The organism is Nocardia sp. NPDC056100, from assembly GCF_042266325.1.
Classification (GTDB): Bacteria; Actinomycetota; Actinomycetes; order Mycobacteriales; family Mycobacteriaceae; genus Nocardia.
Genome location: NZ_JBHJVY010000002.1, coordinates 874,830 through 898,999 on the forward strand (window position 1 = coordinate 874,830; position 24,170 = coordinate 898,999).

Genomic DNA, 24,170 nt, shown 5'->3' on the forward strand with positions numbered 1-24,170 from the left:
GGGCTTTCGGTGGACGGGATTCAGGCGGTCAGATCGTTCCCTCGCGCAAGGGATTGGCCGGAACCCCCGCGACGATACGGTTTTCCAATACGCCCAGACCCTCGATCGAGGCGGTGACGACATCGCCCTCGCGCAGGAACGGGAACTGTTCGGGCGAATGTGTTTGGGACAGTTCATTGATGCAGCCGGTGCCGCAGGTACCGCTGCCGATGACATCGCCCGGCCGCACCTCGGTGCCGCGTGAGGCATAGGAGATCATCTCGGCGAAGGACCAGTACACATCGGACCAGACGGCCTCGGTGTACTTCTGCCCGTTGACCTCACAGCGCATGGCGAGCCGATATCCGGTGCCCTCCTTGAACGCGGCCAGCTCGTCGGGGGTGACCAGCCACGGACCCAGGCCGGTGGCGGTGTCCTTGCCCTTCACCGGTCCCATGGACAGCGTCATTTCGCGTTTCTGCAAATCGCGTGCGCTCCAGTCGTTCAGGATGCAGAAACCGGCGATGAGCCCCTCGGCCTGCTCCGGGGTCACATCGCGGCCGTAACCGCCGAGCACCGCGCCGACCTCGAGTTCGAAATCGAACTTGGTGCTGCCCGGGGGAATAGGGATATCGCCACTTCCGGTCGCGGCATAGGGATTGGAAAAATAGAACACCGGGATGCGATACCAATCCGGGTCCATGTCCAGACCGCGCCATTTGCGCCCGGCGCGCACGTGCTGTTCGAACGCGTAGAAGTCGCGCACCGTCGGCGGTGTGGCGATCGGTGAAAGATACTGCACGTCTGCGGGATTCAGTACCTCGCCCGAAGTGCCCCGGGCGAGTGCGGCTTCTGCGAGAGAGCGCTCGGGGTCATTGAGCAGTGGCGCGATATCGTCGAGGTCGTTGAGCAGGTGGATGCCATCGGATTCCACGATGCCGACGCGGACGGCTCCGGCGGCGGTGCGAATGCGGGTCAGTTTCACGCGGATTCTCCTGTATTTATTGCCGTGACGTTGTGCGCGGTGGTCCACTCGACATAGGAGGGCTCGGTGAAACCGGTGCTCCCGTAGCGATCCACCGAGGCGCGGATGCGCTCGAGCAGCTGATCCAGATCGGTATCGAGGTCGATATGCTCGATGAAGGGCTGGCGCGCCTCGAATCCGGTCTGCCAGTACACCTCGCAGCGATTGCCCTCGGGGTCGTAGAAGTACACGCCGACGGCATTGCCGTGCGAGACGACCATGTCCAGTCGCACGCCCTGTTCGCGGAAGCGGCGGAAGAAGCCGATCACGCTCTCGAGGGAGGCGCAGCGGAACGACACCTGTTGCAGCAGTTGCGCATCGGCGGCGGCGGTGCGGCCCGAGGCGAGCAGGACCTCGTGGTGTTCGGTATTGGGACGGGCCGAGAGGAACCAGACGCCGAGCTTCTCGTCATGGTCGGTGACGGTCAGCCCCAGCGTGCCGGTGTAGAACTCGAGCTGGCGCGCGATATCGAAACAGCGGATGCCGACGTGGCCCAGTTCCGCGATCGCGGGTGTGAAATCGATTGTCATTGCTTACCTTTCGCTGCGGAGATGGTGTCCAAGAGTCGGCCGGTGCCCAGCACCGCGCGCAAGCGCGCGGCGGTCGCACCGGCATGTTCGGAGGGGAAGACCGCCGCGACATAGCGGTCGGGGCGCAGCAGCACGAACTTGCCCGCCGCCGGATGTAGCAGCGCCTCGAGTTCGCCGTCGGCATCACCGATGGCGGGGCGCGATCCGCCGGTGCGGGGGCGTCGATCACCGAGTACGACATCGACGCAGCGCATGGGAAGCGGACGGAGTGCGGCGATGGCGCGCTCCCACTCCTGGTCGGTGACATCGACTCCCAGCAGGTTGAAGCGATCACCGAGTACCGCGTCCAGGCGGCGGGTGGCACCGTCCGGGTGCAGGGTCCAGGGCTGGTCCAGCGCCGAGCCCACGAGCTCGTCGGCGGGCGAGCCGTCCCGGACCACCAGCCCGCTGCGGAAGCGCGGTTTGGGGAGGTACTTCAGATGTACGAGATACCCTCGCCCCCAGGGTATCCGGAGGATGACCGCTACCACTGCATCACGCACTCGCGCGGCCACGCGGCTCGTGGTCATCACGATCCGCCCTTGCAGGATCGAGGCGCGCACGGTGACCTCTGCATGCGGTTTGCGTTCGGCCGCATAGGAATCGAGCAGTTGCGGCGAGGCATACCCGGCATCGAGCAACGCCAGCTTCCAGCACAGATTCGCCGCGTCGCGGATGCCGGAGTTCAAGCCCTGGCCCGCGAACGGCGGCATCATGTGTGCGGCATCGCCGAGCAGGAACACCCGTCGATCACGCCAGCGCTCGGCCACCAACCCGCTGAAGCGGTAGTTGACCGCCCGTTCCACCTGGTCCCGGGTGATGGTGCGGTAGGGGGCCAGTAGCCGCTGGATCAGCTCGAAGGGCGGCTGCTCACGGGCATCACCCTCGCCCGGGCGCAGCAGGAACTCGTACCGGCAGCGGCCCTCGCCGCCGGGCACGATCACCCGGGGCCGGTCCGGATCGCCGAAATGCATGCTGCACCGGTCGTCATGGCTGTCGCCGACGGTGTCGACCACCAGCCAGACATCGTCGAAGCTCCTGCCCGCCATGGTGATTCCGGCCTGTTTGCGCACGGTGCTGCGGCCGCCGTCGCAGCCCAGCAGATAGTCCGCGTACACGGTGTCCTCGACCCCGCCCGCGCCGCGCAGCGTGACCTCGACGCCGTCGGCGTCCTGCCGGTAGGAGACCAGTTCGGTGCTCATATGCAGCGTGACATGGTCCCGGCGGTCCAGTTGCCGCATCAGCACCTGCTCGAGTTCGGGCTGGGAGAACTGGCTCTTGATCGCATAGCCGAACACATACGGCCGCGCGCCGCGTGCCTGGAACAGTCGCTGCTGTCGACGGCCGTAGAACCGCACGCCGGTCCCCGGTGCGATCACCGCGTCCAGGCGTGCGCCCAGGCCCAGTCCGTGCAGTACCCGCAGCGATTCGGCGTCCATGCTGATGGCTTTGGCCTCATCGCTGGTCGAGGGGTTCCGTTCGATCAGCACCACGTCCACGCCCGCGGACGCGAGTAGATTCGCCGCCGTCAAACCGACCGGGCCACCGCCCGCGATCACCACGCGCAGCGAGGATTCGCCCTGCGCCAGTGGAGGATTCATATTCGATTCCGATCTCTGTGCCGTGCGCGGGGCCACGGGAGCTCCCCGGCGCACTCGATCGACGCTCACTCTGTTCTGTAGAGCGGATCATGTTCTGCACAGTAGTCACTTTTTGTGGGTCGCGTCAAGAATGGCGACTCTTGCGTTGTTCCGCACACAGGTATACGTTCTGTGTCGCAGAACACATGGCGAGCCTGATTCCGGCCCGGAGAAGACGTCCCGGGCCAGCTCGAACGCGCCTGTCAGGCCGAAATCAGTACCGCCGGTTCGGCATTCACGGTGGCCGCAGCGTCGCGCTCCACCCTGGTACGAGAGGTAGTCCCCGCATGTCCACCGACACTCGACCGACCGTCGACACCCCGTCCGGCAATCCGCCGAACCCCGCCAGACCACGCCGCATACTCGCCCTCGGCGTGCTGATCATGATGCTCGAGGGCTGGGATCTGGGCGCACTTGGCACCGTCGGGCCATCGCTGCTGGACTACGAGCCCTGGCATGCGACCGATGCCACCATCGGCATGCTGGGCAGTGTTCTGGCTGTCGGAATGCCGATCGGCGGTTTCCTGGCCGGACGGGCCGCCGACGCCTGGGGTCACCGCGCGCCGGTGCTGGTCTGCCTGGTGTGGGTGTCGATCGCCATGATGATCAGCACCTTCGCGCCCGGACTTGCGATATTCGCGCTCGGTCTGGGACTTACGGGGATCGGGATCGGCGGGCTGACCACCCTGACCGTCACCTTCGTCGCGGATGCGGCACCGGCGCGGCGCGGGGCGTTCTATGTGGGAGCCGCGCAATGCGGTGTCGCGCTGGGTGGAGTGGTCGTCGCGTTCGTGGGCCGAGCGGTATTGCCGCAGTGGTCATTTCAATGGTTGTTCCTGTTCGGTGCGCTGGCCCTGCTGCTGATTCCGGCCTGCTGGTATCTGGTGCCGAATCTGGCCGCGGGTCTGCACACCAGGGAACACGCGCCGTTGCGCGCGCTGCGTTCACCGCGATTCCGCCGTCTCACCGTGCTGTTCTCCACCGCGAGTTTTTTCGTGCTGCTGCTGGTGTCGGCCGTGGCGGTATGGCTGCCCACCCTGCTGGTGCATAACGGGCACGACCTGCGCTCCGCCCTGGGATTCACCGTCGCCTTCAACGGTGGTGCGATCGTGGGCACCTTGATCGCGACCGTGATCGCCGATCGCGGCTGGACCAAGGCCACCATCCTCGCCTGCCTGGCCTGCGCGTCGGTGGCCATGCTCGCGCTGAGTGCGGCCGGAGCGACCTGGTTGATCCTGCTCATGTCCGCGGCCGCCGGTATCGGCGCGTTCGGCACCCAGAACCTGCTCAATGCCTACATCACCGCCTCCTACCCACTTCGCCTGCGCGGCACCGCACTCGGGCTGATCATGGGTTTGGGCCGCGTCGGCGCGATCGCCGGACCCGCCTACGTCAGCGCCGTCACCGGCACTTGGTCCGCGCCAGCCATCGGCTTCTACGCCCTCATCGTGCCCGCGGTGATCGCCGCCGCCTTCGTCGTCCTGATTCGCCCCGCGTCCCAGCCCGAGTACAGTGTTCTGGTCAGCAGAACGCCCTAGACCGAACCAGCGGTCGCATCAGCAGGAGGAACCGTGGCCGTAGCCGCCGGATATCCCATCGAATCCGTGGACACCGCCATCCGAATCCTGTTGATGCTCAAGGACGAACCCGAACTCCGCATCGCCGCGGTCGCGCGCGAGCTGGGTGTGGCCCGCTCGACCGCGCACCGCATGCTCACCACCCTGCAGGCACGCGACATGCTCCGCCAGGATCCCGCCACCAAAGCCTTCGGTGCGGGCCCGGCCCTGGTCGAACTCGGCATCGCCGTCATGGGCGCGGCAGATCTGAAAGCCGCCGCCCGTCCCATCCTCGAGCAACTCGCCGAACGCACCGGCGAAACCGTCCACCTGGTCACCCTCGAGGGCACCGAACTGGTCTTCGTCGATGGCGTGGAAGGTAAACAGGTGATCCGCGCGGGCCTGCGCACCGGCCACCGCACCCCCGCCCACACCACCGGCGCGGGCAAAGCCCTTCTCGCGGTGCTGGATTCCACCGAACTCCGCCGCCGCTACCCCACCGCCCGCCTCACCGGCGGCACCGACGATGCCGTCCACACCCGCCGCGCGCTGGAGACCGACCTCGACGAGGTCCGTACGCGCGGCTACGGCATCAACCACGCCGAATCCGAATCCGGCCTGACCGCGTTGGGGGCGGTCATCCACGACACCCGCGGCGGTGTCCGCGGCGCGCTGTCCCTGTCCGGCCCGTCGTTCCGCATCCCCGCGGCCAAGATCGACGAACTCGCCACCGAATTACGCTGGGCCGTCGAAGAACTCGCCACCCGACTCGGCTGACCTACCTAGCCCGCAAACATGAAAAGGTGTCGCCAATGACCCCGCTCGAAGAACTCGAGGACGACATCGCCCGCAGCGGGCTGCTCTTCGACCCGCAGATCGCCGACGACTTCATCCACGGAACCGCCCGAATCCCCAGTGCCGGAGTCGATGTCGCGGTGAACGTCGATCCCGAACTCGACGACCACCCCGACCCGGATGCCCCCGTCCTGCTGGCCGCGATCGAGCGACTGCTCACCATCACCCCCGAACACTGGCACCAGATCATCGATTCGATCGCACAGGAAATCGAAGAGGCCGTCGGCGACCAACCCATCGCCGAACCGATCGACCTACGTGACGACCTGACCCTCAGCTCCACTGTCGTCTTCCACGATGCGACCCTGCTGTCCTTCGCCGCCCCGAAACAGTTCCCCGACAGCTGGATTCGAGTCCAACTCGATGAGGATCTCGCCGTCGACGGCGTCGCGGTGGACGACAGGGAGGACGATGTCGAGACAATGGAATTCGAGTCGGCCGACGACCTCCTCGACCATCTCAGCGCGGCGGACAATCCCTGACCTGACCGGCGTGGATCATCACACCAGTGGCTGGTGCTTTCGAATCCGGTGCCGCACATAGCCGATCTGCGGGCCGCCGACACTGCGCAGGAACTTGGGCAGGAATCGGTTGACGAAGCCCACGAACTGGAAGAGGTGTTCGAAGCGGCGCTGATCGGCCGCGGTCCAGGCCACGCCCATGTGTTCGCGCATATGGGGTGCCAGGAATCCGGCGGTCAGGAAGCGCAGTAGGCCACCGAAGAACAGCCGCAGGTACCAGTGGATCATGCGCAGGTGTAGCAGGTCGTCGACGTATTGCCGCACCTGCTCATCGATGCTCACTCGCCGGCAGGCATCGAGCCAGTACGCGTCGAAATCGGCTCGGGTCTTGGGCCACATATCCGGGTGCACCTGCAGGGTCGTGCCGAGTGCCGACGCCGTGGAGTAGAACGCCTCGGCCTGTTCGGAATTCATTCTGCCGTGCAGCATCTGGTAGGAATCCTCGAAGCCGACGTACAGACACGCGGCCACCCACAGCTGGGTATTGCGGTCGAAGGCGTTGTATTTGACCTTCGCACCGGGCTGGGACCGCACCTGCCGATGCGCGACGTTGACCGCCGCACGCATGGCCTGCTTCTCCTCGTCGGTGCCGAGGATGGCCACGGCCAGGTAGGAGGCGGTCGTGCGCAGTCGTTTCCACGGATGCTTCATGAGCGCACCGGATTCGACCGTGCTCTCCACCACGCCGCGTCCGACCTCCGGCCACGCCATCTGCATGGCCACATTCGCCGGTGCGTTGGACAGTCCCCAGAAGTCGAGCGCGTCCGGCAGCTGCGGTAGCCGTTTGCCGCCGACGCGGTGCACGGACGGAATATTGATGCGGGTCTGTTCCAGGGTCAGCGGCGGCGCGCTGCCGGGCTCGGGAGTTTTCGCGACCGACATACGGCGATGCACGGTGGGCGCGCGATCCTCCTCGACATACGAATCACTGTGCGGGTCATCGTAATTGGGTTCCCAGCGCGGTGTGTCCAGGGTCATGGTGGTCCCTTCTCGAATCAGCGCGCAGCTCCGGCAGGAACGACGCGATCGGTGAAACTGCCGTGAAATCCAGGGAATACGTGCCCGTGCAGCCGCGCGATGGCGAGCGGAGCTCGTTCGATGTCCTTGGCGTCCAAGATGATCAGCGCGGTGCGATGTTCGGCCGCGAGATAGGTCAGGGCCAGAATCCAGCCGTCGTCCTCGGCCGCGGTGGCCGATCGCGGCACGAACACCGGCTCACCCGGGAACTCCCCGGCGGTGAACTCATGGCGATGTTCGCCTCCGGTGTGATGGTCGAATTTGACTATCGCACCGGCACTTTCGGGATGATAGGCGGCGAAGTAGCTGAACCGGTGCGCCTGGCCGGTGCGCCGCTCATCGTGCATGGGGAATTCGACCGAGGTGAATTCGCCGAGATCCTCGCGTTCGACGCGGCCGGTCCGGGTGATCCGCACACGCACCGGGCGCCCGACGGCGGGCAGGCCGTCACGGAACTTCTTCAGTGCGCCGGTAAGGAATTCGAGCGAGTCGTGGCGCACCACATCGAGCACCACGTCATCGCCGTCCTCGTAGGCGTTGTCGATGTGCACGTAGATGAAGGGTTCGCATTCGATGATCCGATGTCTGCCGCCATCGCGCGGCACCAGCACGATGCGCATGCCGCGCTCAGGCCTGTACGCGGCGGCATCGCCATGGGTTCCCCTGCCGAGCATGGCAAGTCCCGCCCGCACGGGGTCCACCGTGATCGGCGCGAGCGCGAACACCAGGAAGTGTTCGGTAATCGCGAAATCGTGCTGCACGATGACATCATCGAGCGCGATCACCCCGAGGGTGCGCGCCCGCCCCGCAGGATCCACGCGATAGCAGCGCAACGACGGCGAGATCTTGCGCCCCACAGCCAGATCCAATCCGAAATTGAACAGCTCGCCGGTGACGGGATCGATCTTCGGATGCGGCGAGAAACGGGACAGACGCGAGAGCGTCCCGTCGAAATCGCAGGGGCCCTTGGTGCTCAGGTCGACCGGATCGATATCCCACGGCCGCCCGACATCGCTGAGTGCGAGCAGCCGGTCCGCGTGCACCACGGCGTGGGTGTTGGCGTTATCGGCGGGTGGACGCCCGAGGTTGGCGCGCAGCCCGGCGGCCTTGCTGTACAGGCCGCGCACGCCCGCGCCTCGATTGCGTTCCTCGGCAAGGAATTTCGGTGTTCGCACGTAGCGGGACCGGAATCGCACGGTGCCCGCGTCGATGACGAACTTGGTCACCAGCCCGTCCCCGTCGAAGGGGTGTTCGGCGCGAAAGCCCCCGGCCTCGAACCGCGCCGGTCCATTGCGGTACAGCGTGCCGCGCAGCTCGTGCGGAATCGTGCCGGTCACCGCGAGTTCGACCTCCTCGGGGCACTCCACGGCGGGTTCGAATGCGCGCGCGAGCGGGTTGCGGGTCTCGGTGACCGGGGACATGAGCCTTCCTCTCCCTCTGGTTCGGCTCTACGCGCCGTCACGGCCGCTTAGAGACGTTGAGATGGTTTCCACCTCAGTCTCTCAGCCTGAACGACTCGAGTCAACGCGTATGTTAATGTCAATTCCTCCCCGAGTGACCTGACCCCGTGGGTGCCGATCAGCCGGTCGGGGCACCAATTGTGCAGTTCTGCACCACGTTTCGCCCCGATCCCCCGTCGCAGCGATCGACTCCGCCACCGCCGTCGATCTTGTCGTCGCCCGGGCCGCCGTCGATGCTGTCATTCCCGCGACCAACCGATATGCGGTCATTGCCGCCTCCCTGGGTGTAGCCGAACAGCCCCGGCAGATACCCGGTGAGCACCGACACCGGAATCGGCATCCGCTGCACCCCGGGCATGCCGAGCAGTCCCAGCACCAGGCCGTCGATCGCGACATCGAGCGCGGCGACGATGTTGTCGCCCTTGACCGGCGCTCCGAGACCGTTCGGCCCGTCGCCCAGCACGATGACATCGTCACCGCCCGGACCGCTGACCGTGGGTCCGAGGGCGGACTGATTGTCACCGACCACGAACCCGGACCCGCCGGGCGGTCCGGTGAGAAAGTCGTTGCCGCCCAAACCATTCGCGCCGTAGAAGCTGGTGTTGTCACCGTTCATCGAGAACACCGACCCGGAGGAATCGGTGATGGTGTCGTTGCCGCCCGGCCCGCTCGCGACACCGGTGATGGCACCGTTGTCGCCGACGAAGATCTCCAGATCCCCTGCGGCATCGGTCAATTGGTCATCGCCACCCGCGCCGGAGGCATTGCCCCGGAACGAGGCGTTGTCTCCGTGCAGGATGTCCAGGTTGCCCGGGCCGCTGTCGAGCACGTCGTTGCCGCCGTGGCCCGAGACATCGCCGACGATGACCGCGTTATCCCCGGCGATAATGTCCAGATCACCCGGACCGCCCAGCACCACGTCGTTTCCGCCGTCGGCATCGATGGTGCCCACCAGGGCGAATTGATCGCCGATGACCGCATCGGTACCCGCCTCGCCGTCCACGAGATCATCGCCGAGGCCGCCGATGACGAAGTCATTGCCACCGCCCCCGCAGATGATGTCATTGCCCGCGCCGCCGTCGATCCAGTCGATGCCGTCGGACCCGACGATCACATCGTCACCCGGGGTCCCTTGGATATACCCGGCCCCGACGATGGTGGCCGGGTGACCGTGGCAGCTCGGCGGCTGCGCCGTGGCCGGCCCTATCGAAAACACCGTCCCCGCAACCGATATGGCGAGCGAGACCAGCACGATGCCACCCCGCCCGCGGCTCATCCGATGTCCAGCAGGTTCGGCTGCCCCGCCAGATACCGTGCCCGGTCGACCGCCTTGAACGGTTCGAGTTCGGGCGGCCGGTAGCCGTCGAACAGCGCGGCGTGCGCCTCGCGTGAGCCCGCCGCGTCGAGCAGTGCGTTGACCGCGTGCCGTGCGGCTTCATTGGCGGCCTCCATCGAGGTGAAGTCGATATTCTTCGGTGTCTGAACATAATCCGCGGCCAGGAACAGATTCGGAATCGCGGTCCGCGCGCTTGGGCGCAGCTCCCACGAGCCGACGGTGTTCAGGAAATAGCGTTCATCGTTGTAGGGCTCATCGGTGCCCAGATCCTGTGCCGCGGGATCGATGAAGTAGGACTCGATCATGTCGTCGGTGAGAATGTCCGCGCCGGAATCGTTGAGGTGCATCTTCATCTGCGCCCAGGCGTCGTCGGCGATCTGCTGCGGTGTGCACCGGCTGGCCGGTTTCCCGTACAGCACACCGGGTTCCTCGACCCAATCGGAGATCACCACCGACAGGCAGTCCTGCTCCCGGCCCGATCCCCAAGTCTGGCTGAAGTTCTCCTTCCAGATCTGCCCCTGCGGCAGTGAGACCAGCTTCCACGGCGAGTCGATATGCGCGACATGACCGCGCAGCACCGCGGGCTTGCGGTTGAGATAGAACTGGATCCCGTTGGACCATGAGGTCTGCAGCTGCTTCAACTTCTCGAATTGCGGGTCCCGCGAGGCCAATTCGGAGTCGGCCAGCAGCGGCGTGGCCCGTTCCAGCGGGACGGCGAGCACGAACCAGTCCGCGCGCACCGATTCGGTACCCCGGGGGCCGCGCACCCGCGCTCCGCCGATCCGATCACCGTCCAGATCCAAGCCGACGACTTCGGCGGGCATCCGGAATTCGACCCCGATCGATTCGAGATACCGGACCCACGGGTCGATCCAAGCCTCATTGGTCGGTGCGTTCATCACCCGGTTGAGCGGTCCGGAGCTGCCCGGGAGCTGCAGGTATCCCGAAAACAGGATCGATTCGATGCCCTGTCCGGCCGTACGAGCGCTGGCCACATGGGCTTTGAGCGCCTGGATGATCTGCGCGGACCCGCCGAACACCCGCTGATAGTCGATCGATCGCGACGGTGCGCCGAGGTAGTTCCACCACGACACGTGCTCCCACTGCCCGTATCGCCGTTCATCGCAGCTGGTCAGATACACCAGAATGCGGTCCACGACATAGGCGGCCTCCCACGGCGGAATGAAGACCGCGTGCGCGATGGTGCCGATCAGCATCTGGCGCAGACTGTCCAGATTGATCTGCCCGGGTGTATGTATGGGGTCTTCCAGGACCCAATCCGGCAGTCGTCCGGCGCGGGCGAGACTGACATCGGCCAGGGTTTCCAGATTCCCCAGCACGCCATTGGCGTTGCCGGGGAACGGAATTCGGCCCAGCGTATCGGGCAGGTGGCGGTAGAAGCCGAAGTAGCCGCGATGCCCGTGCTCGCCGGGCAGATCCCGGCGGCCATCGGTGCCTGTGCCCGGCACGTACATGCTTTTGGCCTTGCCGCCGAAGGCTTTTCGCTCGTACACGGTGACGGCGAAACCCCGCTCGGCCAGCTCGTGCGCGGCGCTGAGCCCGGCGACGCCGCCGCCGAGCACCGCGACCCGGCCCGTGTCGGCCCCCGCACGCGCGGTGTTCCTCCGGGTTCCGGCGAGCGCTGTTCCCCCCGCGGCGACCCCCGCGACCTTGAGCAGGGTACGGCGAGAAATCGGAGAGACGCCCTTGTCCAGGCGCGTCGAATCAACCATCCCATTCTCCAACTGCGTGATGATGGCGCCTGCCGGGCACGAAAAGCCCGGCGGCGCTGTGGAATTGCCCGGTCAACCGGTAACGAGCCCCATCGCTCGCCGCGGCAGGATCTGCGCGGTTCAGAAGCAGGAAGTTATCTGTAATTCGCCATGTCGAGACCCCACCCAACGCGCATAAAATGCTACCGATATGCCAGTTAAGTTAGTGATCATTCTGGCGCTGTTCAAGGTCGAGTGGTTAGGGTCACAACCGCTGGGTGCGCCCCATGGCCGTCCCGTGGATGGCGGCAAAGAGTATGCGCGAGTGTCGGATTCAGCGAGCGGTGCCTGTCGCGGAGTCGGCGTGACGCCCGTGCTCGAAGCGCTCGTGCAGTGAGGCGTCGATCTCGGGGTAGCTTCCGTTCTTGGTTTCGGGCACGAAGCGGCTGACGAACGTCAGTCCCAGCAGACAGATGACACCGAAGATCAGGAAAGTCTGGCCTTGCCCGAGCGCACCGGCCAGCGGCAGGAACGCCTGGCTGACAACGAAATTCGAGAACCAGTTGACCGTGGTCGCGGCGCTGGAGCCCTGGGCGCGCAACCGCGGTGGGAATATCTCACCGACGATCACCCAGAAGACCGGGCCCAGCCCGCCGGCGAAACACGCGATGTACAACACCATGAAGACCAGCGACAGCGTCGGACTCATCTGCGCGATGAAGGTCAGCCCGAGCAGTGACACGGTGATCAGCATCCCGAGCAGCGACGCGAGCAACAGCGCACGCCGGCCGAACCGGTCGACGGTACTCATCGAGACCACGGTCATGATCAGATTGACCAGGCCGATGAATACCGAATAGAAGATCGAATTCGAGGCGCTGAGCCCGGTCTGCTCGATGATCGTCGGAGCGAAATAGATGATGGTGTTGATACCGCCGAACTGTTGAATCGCCGCCATGGTGACCCCGACGATCAACGCCGGGCGCACCCGAGGCGCGAGCAGCGCGCGCATACCGGCGGGCTCGGAGTCCTCGGTCTCCTGCTGTTGTTCGTGGAATCGCTCGATCACGCGATCGGCCAACTCGGGCCCCGCGACTCCGGCGACCAGTCCCCGGGCCTGCTCGTCATGCCCGCGCGCGAGCAGCCAGACGTAGGACTCGGGAACCACGAACAACGCGCCCACACACAGCACCGCCGCCGGTATGAGTCCGACCGCGAACATCGCACGCCAGCTCCCACTTCCGGAGAAGCCGAGGTCGACCAGATAGGACACCACGATGCCGACGGTGATCAAGAGCTGGTTCATGCTCAGGATCCGGCCCCGGATCTCGGCGGGAGATATCTCCGAGAGGTAGACCGGTACCGTCGCCGAGGCCGCACCGACCGCCAGCCCGAGCACGACACGAGCGATCAGCAGCACCCAGTAGTCGTGAGCCGCCACCGCGAGCAATGTGCCGCCGATGAATACCGCACTCTCGACGGCCAGCGCCCTGCGCCGGCCGAGGCGGTCCGCGATCCGGCCCGCGGACATCGCGCCGACCATCGCGCCGATCAGCAGGACGCTGACGATACTGCCCTGCTGCGCCGAATTCAGCTCGAATTCCGCGCTGATATACAGCAGCGCACCGGAGACGACGCCGGTGTCGTAGCCGAAAAGGAATCCCCCCACCGCGATGATCGTCGCCCACGCCACCACCTTGCGTTTACCGGCGGCCGGAATCTGTTCGAGAGGCCCGCGCACCCCCGCATCCCGCGAGAATCCCTGCATAACGCCGCTCCCGTCACCTGGCTATCGCTGAAGGTTGGGTAGAACGCCGTACCGAGCGTATTACAGTGCTGAGAACGAGCACCGAAGGCAGTGTCCCCGAACCTTGTTCTCCCGGACCGAAGGAGCCATTCGTGAGCACGCTTCCGCTGGATTATCGCAATCGTCCGGTCGCCGTCGTCGGTGCGGGCACTCTCGGTCGACGGGTCGCCCTGATGTTCGCCACCCGGGGTGGGCAGGTGCATATCACCGACCCGAATGCCGAGCAGGGAAAGCAGGCCGTCGACTACGCGATGGGCGAATTGCCCGCGGTGGCAGCGAAAGTCGATGGCGGCACGCCGGGCACGGTCACCTATGTGCCCGACCAGGCCGATGCCGTGGCGAACGCCTGGCTGGTGATCGAGGCGGTGCCGGAGAAACTGGAATTGAAGAAGGCGATATTCGCCCAGCTCGAGACCGATTGCACCGCCGATGCGATCATCGCCTCGAACTCCTCGTCCTACGCGAGCCGATTGTTCACCGACGGGCTCAAGACCAACGATCGCATGCTCAATACGCATTTCTACATGCCGCCCGGGGCGACGGCGCTCGATGTGATGTCCGATGGGAACACCGCCCCCGAGGTGATAGATTTCGTCCTCACGACCTTTCCCGAGTACGGATTGCATCCCTTCCATTGCCGTAAGGAGAGCACTGGATTCATCTTCAATCGGATCTGGGCCGCCCTCAAACGCGAATCGCTCGAGGTGGTGTACGAAGGTGTGTCGATTCCGGAGGACGTCGATGCGATGTTCTCGATGAACTTCGGTACCAAAGCCGGTCCTTTCCGGATGATGGACCAGGTCGGTCTGGACGTGGTACTCGATATCGAAGAGCATTACGCGCAGGAGAACCCGAATCTGCCTGAGGGACCACGCATTCTGTTACGGAAGTACATCGCCGAGGGCAAGCTCGGAGTGAAGTCGGGCGAAGGTTTCTACGCGGACTATCCGCAGCCGAAACAGAACTGATCGGGAGGGCCCTTGCCATGACCGAACTGCTCGCACTGAATTTGAAGGCCCGCGCGATGCACGCGATCGCCCTCGACGGCAGTCGGGTACGCACCCTGGTCGAGGGCCTCGACGCCACGCCCGACGGCATCGTCGTGGATCACCAACGCCGCCACATCTATTGGACCAGCATGGGCGCGCCGGACGCTCCGTTCACACCCGGCGGCGAGCCGCCGTTCTTCCACCGCAACGGCAAGATCGAGCGGGTGGACTTCGCCGGGGAGAATCGCACGACCATCGTGCCCGCGGGCGCGTTCACCACCGGCAAGCAGATCACCGCGGATTTCGCGCGCGGACGGCTGTACTGGTGTGATCGGGAAGGAATGCAGGTACTGACCTGCGCTCTCGACGGGAGCGATCTGCACGCGCTGGTCATCACCGGTAACGGACCCGAAGATGCTGTGGTGGCACGCAATTGGCCCGTGGGCATCTGCGTCGATCTGGATCGCGGCCTGGTCTACTGGACTCAGAAAGGCGCACCCAAAGCAGGTGACGGCCGGATCTTCCGCGCCCCACTGGAGCTGCCCGAGGGCGCGGACCCGAGCGCCCGCGACGACATCGAACTGCTGTGGCACGACCTGCCCGAGCCGATCGATCTGGAACTACTCGCCGACGGCACCCTGGTGTGGACCGATCGCGGCCAAGCCCCCGCGGGCAATACCCTCAACCGGGCCCTCGTCGACCCCGAACCCGGACCGCCGCAGATCCTGTCGAGCGGATACCGTGAGGCGATCGGCGTAGCAGCCGTCGATGAATCCCGTTTCTACGTCGGCGATTTGGGCGGTTCGATTCGCCTGGTCGACCTCTCCGACGGCACCGACGAGGTGATCGCCCGCCCGGGCGGGCCGCTGACCGGACTGGCCTTGGCCGACCTGGCGTGAATCGCCATTGGTAGCCAAATCGCTTGCCGCCGAATCATTTAGATCGATATCAGATATTTATCGATAGTCGCGTATCGTCGCGCCCATTGAAATCGGGGCACCAAAGTCTCTGATACGAAATAACTTTCGTTGATACGGTCCGGGCGTTGGTTCATCTCGCCGGTGCTCCCCGGCTTCACGAAATGAGATCCCCATGCTTCGTCTCCTTCGTACGCGCCGTGCCTTGGCAGCGATCGCGCTGGTGGTACCGGTGACGGCGGGGCTCACCGCCACTGCTGCCGCCGACGCCGAGGCGACGACATGGACCGTCACCAACCCCAATGCCGACGGGGCATTCACGGCGACCTCGGGCAAGGTCACCGTCAAAAACGCCTCGGGGACAGTGCTGTTCACCTGCGCGAGCCTGACATCGCGAGGAAAGGTGCCCGCCGGCACCCGGACGTCGGCCGGGCTGGGAACCGTCGACACCACCGCGGCTGCCACCTGCAACGCCCCGGATGGCACCGTATGGAACGCCACCGGCGTCATGATGGGCGATTCCAGACTGGTCGCCAACAGCTACGACGCCGCGACCGGAACCACCTCGATCACCAACGGTCCCGACGGCGTGCCGATCAATGTCTCGTTCGTCAGCAGGGACACCGCGCACCAGTGTGGGTTCTACACCTACGCGACCGCGATGACGTACACCAACGCGACCTCCACGCTGAAGGCAACCACGGCAAAGGTCAAGGTCGGCACCGCGAGCGGTGCCCCGGTATGTCAGGGACTGCTCACCCAGGGCGAGACGATCACCTTCGCCGCCGACTACAAGGTGACCCCGGCAATCAAGATCACCGCCTCCTGATCGCGGGGGCGGCCGGTGCGCTCGCACGAACCGCGTCGAATCCGGAGCCGCGATGAATCCTGCTGTCGGGTAAGGCGTCCGGGGTAAGATCTGTGGCCAGCGTGGCCATCGCAGGTTCGGGTCCACTCTCGAGCGGCTCGACGGTGGTTCGCCAGACCGAGGGATGCGCCCATGTCCGACCTGCGCGCTTACGCAGTCTTGACCGCAGTTCCCGCCCTGCTCGCGTTCGGATCGGGAACAGCCACAGCACAACCCGCCGCCGCCCAGCCGCCCATCGCGGACGGTCTGGAAGTCCATGCTGTGGCACCGGATCCCAACTCGCTGCGAATGGCAGCGCAGTCGATCCCACTGCCGGAGGGCATCAACCCGCAGCTCCGCGAGCAAGCGCAGAATTACCTGGACGGTGCGCAGCAGCAGATCATCAACGCGTACAACGGGATCGGACTACCCCGCGTCCAGGCCAATCGGGCCGACTCGACAATGGCGGGTCAGGTCATCGGCGCAATCATCGGCAAGGTCGCGGTGTTCCCGCTCGAGATTGTCGGATGCGGAGTCGGTGCGACGGTCGGCGCGATAGCCGGTGGCGTCATCGGTGCGCTTCCGACCGTGGGTGCGGGAGCGCCCGTCGGGGCTGCCGTCGGCGGGGTGGCCGGATGCCTGATCGGCGGTCTGGCCGTGGCGATTCCGGTGGATGTGGTGGGCCTGGCCGGAGGCGCGGCACTCGGTGGGCTCGTCGGTAACGCCCTGGGCACCGACGCACCCCCGGCAGCCGCCGCAGTTCCCGTCGCGAACAGTGCAGCGCCCCAAGCCGATCCGCTGCCCGCTGCGCCGGTCGCCGCCCCCATCGCGGCGGCGAACACAGTTGCCGCGATCGCACCCGCCGCTGACACAGCGGTCACCTCATTGCGGTCCGCGATCGCGGCGCTACCCCCGCTCACACCCGACGCGCTCGGTCCGCTCAGCCAGCCCGCCAATGATCTTCTCGCGGCGGTGCAGGCGGCATTCTGACCGCACAGTGCGCGATCCGATTGCCGCCGTTGGCAGTTCGGGTCAGTCGGTCTTCAGGTCTGTGAAGGCCGTCGGCCAGTCGACCTCGGCGGGCCCGTCGTACAGCTCGAAGGTCTTGCCGTGTGCTTCGGAATTGAGCAGCGCGGCGACCGTCGCCCGAGCCACGGTCTCACGGCTCACACTCCCATCGCCACGATCACCCTGTTCGAGCCGCACACCACCGGCAGCCGAATTCGTGAGCCACCCGGGCCGCACGATCGCATACGGTGCCCCGCTATCCCGCAACACCTGCTCACCGGCCCCGCGAGCGCGGATGATCCCCGCAAGCTCCGGATGCTCGTCCGCCCGGGTGATGTAGATCTGCGACAGAAGAACAACGGGAATCCCCTGCGTCGCAGCGAGTTCGGCAATCCGCCCCACCCCGGCATTCATCACCGTATCGGCACCCGCCTCATCCACGGGCGGCTCCACCGAGACAATAACCCCATCGACGCCGGTCACGATCCCAGGATCGAGCGAGCCCGCGAGATCCACCGCGACGCTCCGATCATCCCGAGGACGACGAGTACCGACCACCACCTCATGCCCGAGATCGCGAAGCAGCTCAACCGCCCGCCGCCCGGTACGCCCCGTGCCCCCGATGACCAGATATTTCATAATTCTCCAATAGCGCCGGTCCGGATCCGCCAACCGCCGGATCACCGCGGGCCACCCTACCGTTGAGCCGCATACGGTTTCATGCTGAATTCCGCACCGCTGGTGGCGGTGGATTTCAGTGCCTGGGCAGACCGAGCTGTGCGCAGGCCGTCAACGCGACCTCGATATCGAGACGGTGCTCGGTGAGTGGATGACCGAGCAGCTCTTCGACTTTGCGCACGCGGTAGTGGACGGTGTTCTTGTGTACGTGCAGGCGAGCGGCGGCATCGGTGTAGCTGCCGCGGGTGTCGAGGAAGACGCGGACGGTCTCGCGCAGCCGGGCGGAGGTTTCGTCATCGCGCATGAGATCGCCCAGCACCCGCCCGGCCCACTCCTGCACCTCGGTGACGTCATCGGCCAGCAGGCCCGACAGCGAGACCTCGGAGTAGACGGTGAGTCCGTTCCCGCGTTTGGTCACGGCAACGGACCTGGCGCACAGGGCATCTCGAAATGTGCGCCGGAAGCCGTCCAGTCCGGTCGCCGGATCGCCCACGGTCATGGATAGATTCGGGTGCGCGCGCAACTCGCGATCCAAACGCGCGGTGTCCAGGCTCGGGCGGCCGGTCGAGGTGATCCACACCCAGCGAGTGTGATCGTCGATCTCGACCGTCATCGGAGCCTTACCGGTCGCGGCTGCCAGCAGGGCCACGCCCGTACGCAATTCCGCGCCCGGATCAGGGGTCGAGGGCGGCGTCCACAGCATGATGAACTGATGCCAACCGCGCAGTGAGGTCGACAGCATGTCCTCGGCCGAGGCGAGGTCGAGGTCTTCGGCGTCGAGTACCGCGCGCACCTGAGCCGCGCGTGCCGCGTCGGTGCGCGCGTCCCAGCGGCGGCGCTCGCCTTCGTAGATATCGATCAGGCCCTCGATCACTTGGTCGATATAGCTGTTCACCAGACTCGCGATGCGCGCGGCGGTGGCCAGCGCGACCTCGGTGGGCGGATGCATCTCGGCGAGCAGTGTCATCGTCCACTGCACGAACATGTTCTCGCCCAGCCGATATGCGCGCAGCAGCGCCGCCAGGGACAGGTCGTGCTGGGCGAAGCGCCGCGCGTATTCGGCCGCGGCGGGCGGCACGGTGATGTCGTCGAGGCCGATGGCCAGGGTCAGCATGTCCAGCATCGCGGCGAGATTGGAGTCGGTGCTGGCCACCATCAACCGGCGTATTTCGTCGTCATGCCGGAACTCGGGGATGAACTCGATGAACATCGAGGTCATGGTGGGTGACAGCCGGTCCAGATCCGCCTTGATCCGGCCTGCCACCTCACGCACGAGTGGATCGTTCTCGAGAGCCATGGGCGGTGACAGTACCCCGTGACCTGGCCGTGCAGCGCCGTTTGTGCTCGTGGCACAACGGCATCGCGCAACGCTGGACTGCGGGCACGTAGCCGGGCGCGCACCTGCGCCATACCGTGAATGTTGTAACCCAGGTCACATCAGACATCGGTAGGAATCATGCGCCATATCGCCGACTTACCCGACGCCCGAACGGCTTTCGACCCGCACGGCCCGTGCGTGGCCGACGATGCCGTTGCGCTCACCAACGTGCGGTTCCAGGCCCGGGTTGACGCCGCCGCCTCGGTCCTGTTCGCCGCGGGGGTGCGGGCGGGCGATGTGGTCGCGCTCGTGCTGCCCAATCGGGTGGAGCTGGTGGTGGCGCTGTTCGCCGCCTGGCGGCTCGGTGCGGCGCTCACACCGGTGAATCCGGGCCTGACCGACGACGACATCCGCTACCAGATCGCGGATTCGGGTGCGAGGGTGGTGATCGGCGATCCCGATCGCGCCGGTGTCACGCTCGATGTCGAGACGCTGACGCAGGCGACCGGCTGCACTCCGGCCCCGGTCATCGGCAGCGGCCCGGCGCTGATCATCTACACCAGCGGCACCACCGGCAGGCCGAAAGGCGTTGTGCTGGACCACGACAACCTCGCCGCCATGTGCGCGATGATCATCGGCGCGCTCGGCTTGGACGGGACAGACCACAGTCTGCTGGTTCTGCCGCTCTTCCACGTCAACGGCATCGTGGTCAGCGTGCTGTCACCGCTACTGGCGGGCGGTCGCACCACCATCGCCGGAAAGTTTTCCGCTACAGCGTTTTTCGAGCGAGTCGAACGGGTTCGCCCGACCTATTTCTCCGCCGTGCCCGCCATCTACGCCCTGCTGTACGCACTGCCCGAGGGTCCACGGCCCGACACCTCCTCGCTGCGGATCGCTATCTGCGGTGCCGCGCCGATGCCCTCCGAACTCATCACCCGATTCGAACATCGCTACGGGGTGCCGATCGTGGAAGGCTACGGCCTGTCCGAAGGCACCTGCGCCTCCACCCTCAATCCCGTTGTGGGCCAGCGTAAGCCGGGAACTGTTGGACTCCCGCTGCCCGGACAAACCGTGCGCGTCGTCAATCTCGACGGCAAACCCATGTCGGCGGGTGAACCCGGCGAAGTCGTCATCGAGGGTCCCAACGTGATGCGCGGCTATCTCGGCAGATCCGACGAGTCCGCCAAAACCGTTGTGCGCGGCCGACTGCACACCGGCGACGTCGGCTACTTCGACGCCGACGGCTATCTCGTCCTGATCGACCGCATCAAAGACATGATCATCCGCGGTGGCGAGAACCTGTACCCCAAGGAGATCGAGAACGCGCTGTACCTGCACCCGGCGGTACATGAGGCGGCCGTGGTCGGAATACCCGATCCGGTGCTCGGAGAGGTGCCGGTGGCGCACGTCGTGCCCGCGCCCGACACGGTGGTCACGCCCGAACAGCTGACCGCGCACTGCCGCGGCGTCCTGGCCGCGTTCAAGGTGCCCGCCGCCATCGTCCTCACCGCCGAGATGCCGCGCAATCCGGTCGGCAAGATCGACAAGAAGCGCCTGCGGGCTCTGGCCATCCGCGCCTGAAGACACAGCGTCGCAATTCAATTCGAACGAAAGACGACTTTCGGTCGCGGTCGCGCGCGCCCGGAATCACCGAGAAGGGAATCGAGTCATGGGATTCAAAACGGGAGACTTCCCGCCGGTGGACACCGGCACATTTCTGGAATTGCCACTGCGCGAACGCATTCGAACGCTGGCGCTGCACTGGGTGGAATACGGCTTCGGCACACCCAAGATGGTGCACACCATCTATCTGGCGAAAGTGCTGGTGCTCTACATGTTCGGCGGTGTGCTGATCGCCACCGCGACGTCGGGCGCCGGTCCGTTCTGGGATGTGGCGCACTGGTGGAACGAACCGATCGTCTACCAGAAGCTGGTGCTGTGGACGGTGCTGCTCGAGGCGGTCGGGGTGGCCGGTTCCTGGGGACCGCTGGCGGGCAAATTCAAGCCGATGACCGGCGGCGTGCTGTACTTCGCCAGGCCCGGCGCGATTCGATTGCGGCCGTGGCGGCGCGTCCCGATGACCGGCGGTGACGCGCGCACACTGCTCGACGTGGCGCTCTATCTCGGCTTCCTGTGCTCGCTGCTGATCGCGTTGATCGCCCCGGGTCGAACCACCTCGGCGCTGCTGGATGCGTTGCCGGACAATACATCCGGGCTCGTGCGGCCCGCTCTGCTGATCGCTCCGATCGCGCTGTACCTCCTGTGCGGCCTCCGCGATAAGACGATCTTCCTGGCCGCGCGCGGCGAGCAATATCTGCCCGCGCTGGTGTTCTTCGCGGTGCTGCCGTTCACCGATATGCTCATCGCCGCCAAACTGCTGATCGTGCTCGTGTGGGTGGGGGCGGGCGCCTCCAAGTTCGGCAGGCATTTCACCAATGTGGTGCCGCCGATGATGTCCAACAGCCCGGCCATGCCGTTCAAGTCGATCAAACGCGCGCACTACCGGGATTTCCCGCGCGATATCCGGCCCTCGGGGGTCGCCTCGTTCATGGCACACGTGGGCGGCACCACCGTCGAGGTGATCACCCCGATCGTGCTGCTGTTCTCGACCAACCGGTGGCTGACCCTGGCCGCGGTGGCGATGATGGTGCTGTTCCACCTGTTCATCACCTCCACCTTCCCCCTGGCGGTGCCGCTCGAGTGGAACATCCTGTTCGCCTATATGACGGTGTTCCTATTCCTGGGTTTCCCGAACTCCCACGGTTATGGCGTCTTCGATATGTCCTCGCCGTGGCTGACACTGGTGATCGTGGCGGCGCTCGCGTTCTTCCCGGTGCTGGGCAACCTGCGCCCGGATCTGGTGTCGTTCCTGCCGTCGATGCGGCAGTACGCGGGCAACTGGGCCTCGGCGCTGTGGGCCTTCTCCCCCGGTTCCGAAGCCAAGCTCAACACGCTCGCGCATCGGCCCGCGCTCAACCAGGTGGATCAGCTCGAGGCGAGCGGTTACGACCCGGTGGTCGCCGAGATCACCATGCAGCAGACCATCGCGTGGCGCTCCATGCACAGTCAGGGTCGCGGCCTGTTCTCGTTGCTGTACAAGCACATTCCCGATATCGATCGCTGGACCGTGCGCGAAGCCGAGTTCGCCTGCAACTCGCTGATCGGCTTCAACTTCGGCGACGGGCACCTGCACGGCCTGGACCTGATCGAGGCGGTCCAAGCCCGGGTGGGCTTCGCACCAGGGGAATGGATCGTGGTCTGGGTGGAATCGCAGCCCATTCACAAGAGCGCGCAGGCGTACATGGTCGTCGATGCGGCGCTGGGCGTCATCGAACGCGGCACCTGGGAGGTCGCCGACGCGGTCGAGGCGATGCCGTGGCTGCCGGACGGGCCGATTCCGCACCGGGTCACCTGGCGGCGTGAAGACGTCACCGGGGGCGCGGCGCGGTCGGACGCGATCATCCAGCCTGCCGAATAGGTCAGCGCCACAACGTATCGAGAGAAAGGACCGGTCCAATGACAACGGCGACGGTGGTCGGCAGCGGCCCCAACGGACTGGCGGCGGCGCTCACCCTGGCTCGCGCGGGTGTGGAGGTGACGGTGCTCGAAGCCTCCGGCAGCATCGGCGGCGGCACCCGCTCGAGCGAAGCGATCGTGCCCGGCCTGCTGCACGATCACTGCTCGGCGATTCACCCGATGGCCGTCGGATCGCCATTCCTGCGCCGTGTCGATCTGGAGCGATATGGATTGCGGTGGGCGTGGGCGGAACTGGACTGTGTCCATCCACTCGATGACGGCAGCGCCGGGGTGCTGCATCGATCGGTGCTGGACACTGCGGCGGGACTCGACGCCGACAAACGGTTGTGGCGCCGATTGTTCGCCGGGCCGGTCGCCGGATACGAGCAGACCGGTGCCGACATCATGCGGCCGCTGCTGCGGATTCCGCGGCACCCGATTCGGCTGGCGCGCTTCGGTATTCCCGCGACCGCACCGGCGACCCTGCTGGCGCGCGCCTTCCGGACCGAACAGGGACGAGCGCTGTTCGGCGGTGTCGCCGCGCACGCGTTCCGGCCGCTCGAGCGACCCTTGAGCGCGAGCGTCGGACTCGGCATCCTGACCGCTGGTCACCGCTACGGCTGGGCGGCGGCAGTGGGCGGCTCGCAACAGATCGCCGACACCATGGCGGCGGCGCTGGCCGATCACGGCGGCAAGATCGAGGTCGGGGTCCGGGTGCGCTCCACCACCGACCTGCCACCCTCGGACCTCACCCTCTGGGATCTCGCCCCGACCGCGGTCGCCGAGATCCTCGATGATCGGCTGCCACAGCGGATCGCCAACGCCTACCGGCGATTTCGCTACGGACCGGGCGCGTTCAAGGTCGACTTCGCGGTCGAGGGCGGCGTTCCCTGGACCGCGAGCGCGGCCCGGCGGGCGGGCACCGTCCATCTGGGCGGTTCGTTCGCCGAGATCGCCGCGGGCGAGCGCGATATCCACGCGGGCCGAATGCCGGAGCGCCCGTTCGTCCTGGTGGGCCAGCAGTACCTCGCGGATCCACAGCGATCGGTCGGCACGGTGCACCCGGTGTGGACCTATGCCCATGTGCCGAACGGATATACCGGTGACGCGACCGATGCGATCACCGCCCAGATCGAACGGTTCGCGCCCGGCTTCCGCGATCGCGTGATCGGCCTGAATGCCCGCACCACAACGGAATTCGCCGACTACAACCCCAACTATGTCGGCGGCAACATCATGACCGGAGCCAAGGATATCCCGCAGTTGGTGTTCGGTCCGCGAAAAACCCTGCAGCCCTACGACATCGGCATTCCCGGCCATTACATCTGCTCGGCGGCGACACCGCCCGGGCCCGGCGCGCACGGCATGTGCGGGGCCAACGCGGCCGAACGTGCACTGCGGCGGCTGCGGTGAAAAGCCGC

The 24,170-nt window shown here is 66.1% G+C and carries 20 protein-coding genes; 10 read left to right on the plus strand and 10 right to left on the minus strand.

The genetic code is table 11. The features are described from left to right. Positions 1 to 28: 28 nt before the first annotated feature. Genes ACFC0O_RS15995 through ACFC0O_RS16005 form a run of 3 tightly spaced genes read right to left on the minus strand, consistent with a single transcriptional unit; the run spans position 29 to position 3,173 of the window. A complete protein-coding gene (locus tag ACFC0O_RS15995) occupies positions 29 to 964 on the minus strand; it encodes a fumarylacetoacetate hydrolase family protein (RefSeq protein WP_375958365.1) in 936 nt (311 codons plus the stop codon). Further along, the gene (locus ACFC0O_RS16000) at positions 961 to 1,533 is read right to left on the minus strand and encodes a VOC family protein (RefSeq protein ID WP_375958367.1); all 573 of its coding nucleotides are present in this window, start codon (positions 1,531 to 1,533) and stop codon (positions 961 to 963) included. Before ACFC0O_RS16000 ends, ACFC0O_RS15995 begins: the two co-directional genes overlap by 4 nt. Next, positions 1,530 to 3,173 carry a bifunctional 3-(3-hydroxy-phenyl)propionate/3-hydroxycinnamic acid hydroxylase gene (locus tag ACFC0O_RS16005; RefSeq protein ID WP_375958369.1) on the minus strand — a complete coding sequence of 548 codons (1,644 nt, stop codon included), beginning with the start codon at positions 3,171 to 3,173 and terminating at the stop codon, positions 1,530 to 1,532. The genes ACFC0O_RS16000 and ACFC0O_RS16005 overlap by 4 nt, the downstream gene beginning before the upstream one ends. 326 nt (positions 3,174 to 3,499) lie before the next feature. Between ACFC0O_RS16005 and ACFC0O_RS16010 the strand changes: the two genes are divergently transcribed. From ACFC0O_RS16010 to ACFC0O_RS16020, 3 genes are read left to right on the plus strand one after another with little or no spacing between them, the layout of a single operon-like run. Further along, positions 3,500 to 4,750: an MFS transporter gene (locus ACFC0O_RS16010; RefSeq protein ID WP_375958371.1), complete on the plus strand. Its 1,251-nt coding sequence runs from the start codon at positions 3,500 to 3,502 to the stop codon at positions 4,748 to 4,750. Positions 4,751 to 4,783: 33 nt separating this feature from the next. After that, positions 4,784 to 5,545 (plus strand): IclR family transcriptional regulator, encoded by a 762-nt coding sequence (locus ACFC0O_RS16015; RefSeq protein ID WP_375958373.1) that lies wholly within the window; start codon positions 4,784 to 4,786, stop codon positions 5,543 to 5,545. Positions 5,546 to 5,580: 35 nt separating this feature from the next. After that, positions 5,581 to 6,105 (plus strand): cytochrome C5, encoded by a 525-nt coding sequence (locus tag ACFC0O_RS16020; RefSeq protein WP_375958375.1) that lies wholly within the window; start codon positions 5,581 to 5,583, stop codon positions 6,103 to 6,105. 18 nt (positions 6,106 to 6,123) lie between these two features. On the opposite strand, the gene ACFC0O_RS16025 is transcribed toward ACFC0O_RS16020, so the two are convergent. From ACFC0O_RS16025 to ACFC0O_RS16045, 5 genes are all read right to left on the minus strand, one after another. Then, on the minus strand, positions 6,124 to 7,026 hold the full coding sequence (locus tag ACFC0O_RS16025) for an oxygenase MpaB family protein (protein ID WP_375960736.1): 903 nt from the start codon (positions 7,024 to 7,026) through the stop codon (positions 6,124 to 6,126). Positions 7,027 to 7,139: 113 nt separating this feature from the next. Further along, a complete protein-coding gene (locus ACFC0O_RS16030) occupies positions 7,140 to 8,582 on the minus strand; it encodes a carotenoid oxygenase family protein (RefSeq protein WP_375958377.1) in 1,443 nt (480 codons plus the stop codon). Between the two features lie 157 nt (positions 8,583 to 8,739). Further along, positions 8,740 to 9,897: a calcium-binding protein gene (locus ACFC0O_RS16035; RefSeq protein ID WP_375958379.1), complete on the minus strand. Its 1,158-nt coding sequence runs from the start codon at positions 9,895 to 9,897 to the stop codon at positions 8,740 to 8,742. Next, the gene (locus ACFC0O_RS16040; protein WP_375958381.1) at positions 9,894 to 11,690 is read right to left on the minus strand and encodes an FAD-dependent oxidoreductase; all 1,797 of its coding nucleotides are present in this window, start codon (positions 11,688 to 11,690) and stop codon (positions 9,894 to 9,896) included. The genes ACFC0O_RS16035 and ACFC0O_RS16040 overlap by 4 nt, the downstream gene beginning before the upstream one ends. Before the next feature lie 313 nt (positions 11,691 to 12,003). After that, the gene (locus ACFC0O_RS16045) at positions 12,004 to 13,437 is read right to left on the minus strand and encodes a sugar porter family MFS transporter (protein WP_375958383.1); all 1,434 of its coding nucleotides are present in this window, start codon (positions 13,435 to 13,437) and stop codon (positions 12,004 to 12,006) included. Between the two features lie 131 nt (positions 13,438 to 13,568). Here ACFC0O_RS16045 and ACFC0O_RS16050 point away from each other — a divergent pair, with 131 nt between their 5' ends. The 4 genes from ACFC0O_RS16050 (at position 13,569) to ACFC0O_RS16065 (ending at position 17,219) form a co-directional block, all read left to right on the plus strand. Next, positions 13,569 to 14,444, plus strand: coding sequence for a 3-hydroxyacyl-CoA dehydrogenase family protein (locus ACFC0O_RS16050; RefSeq protein ID WP_375958385.1), 876 nt, complete (start codon positions 13,569 to 13,571; stop codon positions 14,442 to 14,444). 17 nt (positions 14,445 to 14,461) lie between these two features. Beyond that, positions 14,462 to 15,364 (plus strand): hypothetical protein, encoded by a 903-nt coding sequence (locus ACFC0O_RS16055; RefSeq protein ID WP_375958387.1) that lies wholly within the window; start codon positions 14,462 to 14,464, stop codon positions 15,362 to 15,364. A gap of 193 nt (positions 15,365 to 15,557) precedes the next feature. Next, positions 15,558 to 16,211, plus strand: a complete 654-nt coding sequence (locus ACFC0O_RS16060; protein WP_375958389.1) for a hypothetical protein — start codon at positions 15,558 to 15,560, stop codon at positions 16,209 to 16,211. A 171-nt stretch (positions 16,212 to 16,382) separates the two neighbouring features. Further along, positions 16,383 to 17,219 carry a hypothetical protein gene (locus ACFC0O_RS16065; protein ID WP_375958391.1) on the plus strand — a complete coding sequence of 279 codons (837 nt, stop codon included), beginning with the start codon at positions 16,383 to 16,385 and terminating at the stop codon, positions 17,217 to 17,219. A 42-nt stretch (positions 17,220 to 17,261) separates the two neighbouring features. Here ACFC0O_RS16065 and ACFC0O_RS16070 read toward each other — a convergent pair whose 3' ends face one another. Both ACFC0O_RS16070 and ACFC0O_RS16075 read right to left on the minus strand, forming a co-directional pair. Then, complete coding sequence (locus ACFC0O_RS16070; protein ID WP_375958393.1) at positions 17,262 to 17,909, minus strand: SDR family oxidoreductase; 648 nt, start codon at positions 17,907 to 17,909, stop codon at positions 17,262 to 17,264. An 82-nt stretch (positions 17,910 to 17,991) separates the two neighbouring features. After that, entirely contained in the window at positions 17,992 to 19,212 is a 1,221-nt protein-coding gene (locus tag ACFC0O_RS16075) for a helix-turn-helix domain-containing protein (RefSeq protein ID WP_375958395.1), read from the minus strand. A gap of 159 nt (positions 19,213 to 19,371) precedes the next feature. On the opposite strand from ACFC0O_RS16075, the gene ACFC0O_RS16080 reads away from it, so the two are divergent. From ACFC0O_RS16080 to ACFC0O_RS16090, 3 genes are all read left to right on the plus strand, one after another. Then, positions 19,372 to 20,814, plus strand: a complete 1,443-nt coding sequence (locus ACFC0O_RS16080; RefSeq protein ID WP_375958397.1) for a class I adenylate-forming enzyme family protein — start codon at positions 19,372 to 19,374, stop codon at positions 20,812 to 20,814. A gap of 88 nt (positions 20,815 to 20,902) precedes the next feature. Next, complete coding sequence (locus tag ACFC0O_RS16085; protein WP_375958399.1) at positions 20,903 to 22,711, plus strand: DUF3556 domain-containing protein; 1,809 nt, start codon at positions 20,903 to 20,905, stop codon at positions 22,709 to 22,711. Positions 22,712 to 22,749: 38 nt separating this feature from the next. Then, entirely contained in the window at positions 22,750 to 24,162 is a 1,413-nt protein-coding gene (locus tag ACFC0O_RS16090; RefSeq protein ID WP_375958401.1) for a phytoene desaturase family protein, read from the plus strand. Positions 24,163 to 24,170: the final 8 nt, after the last annotated feature.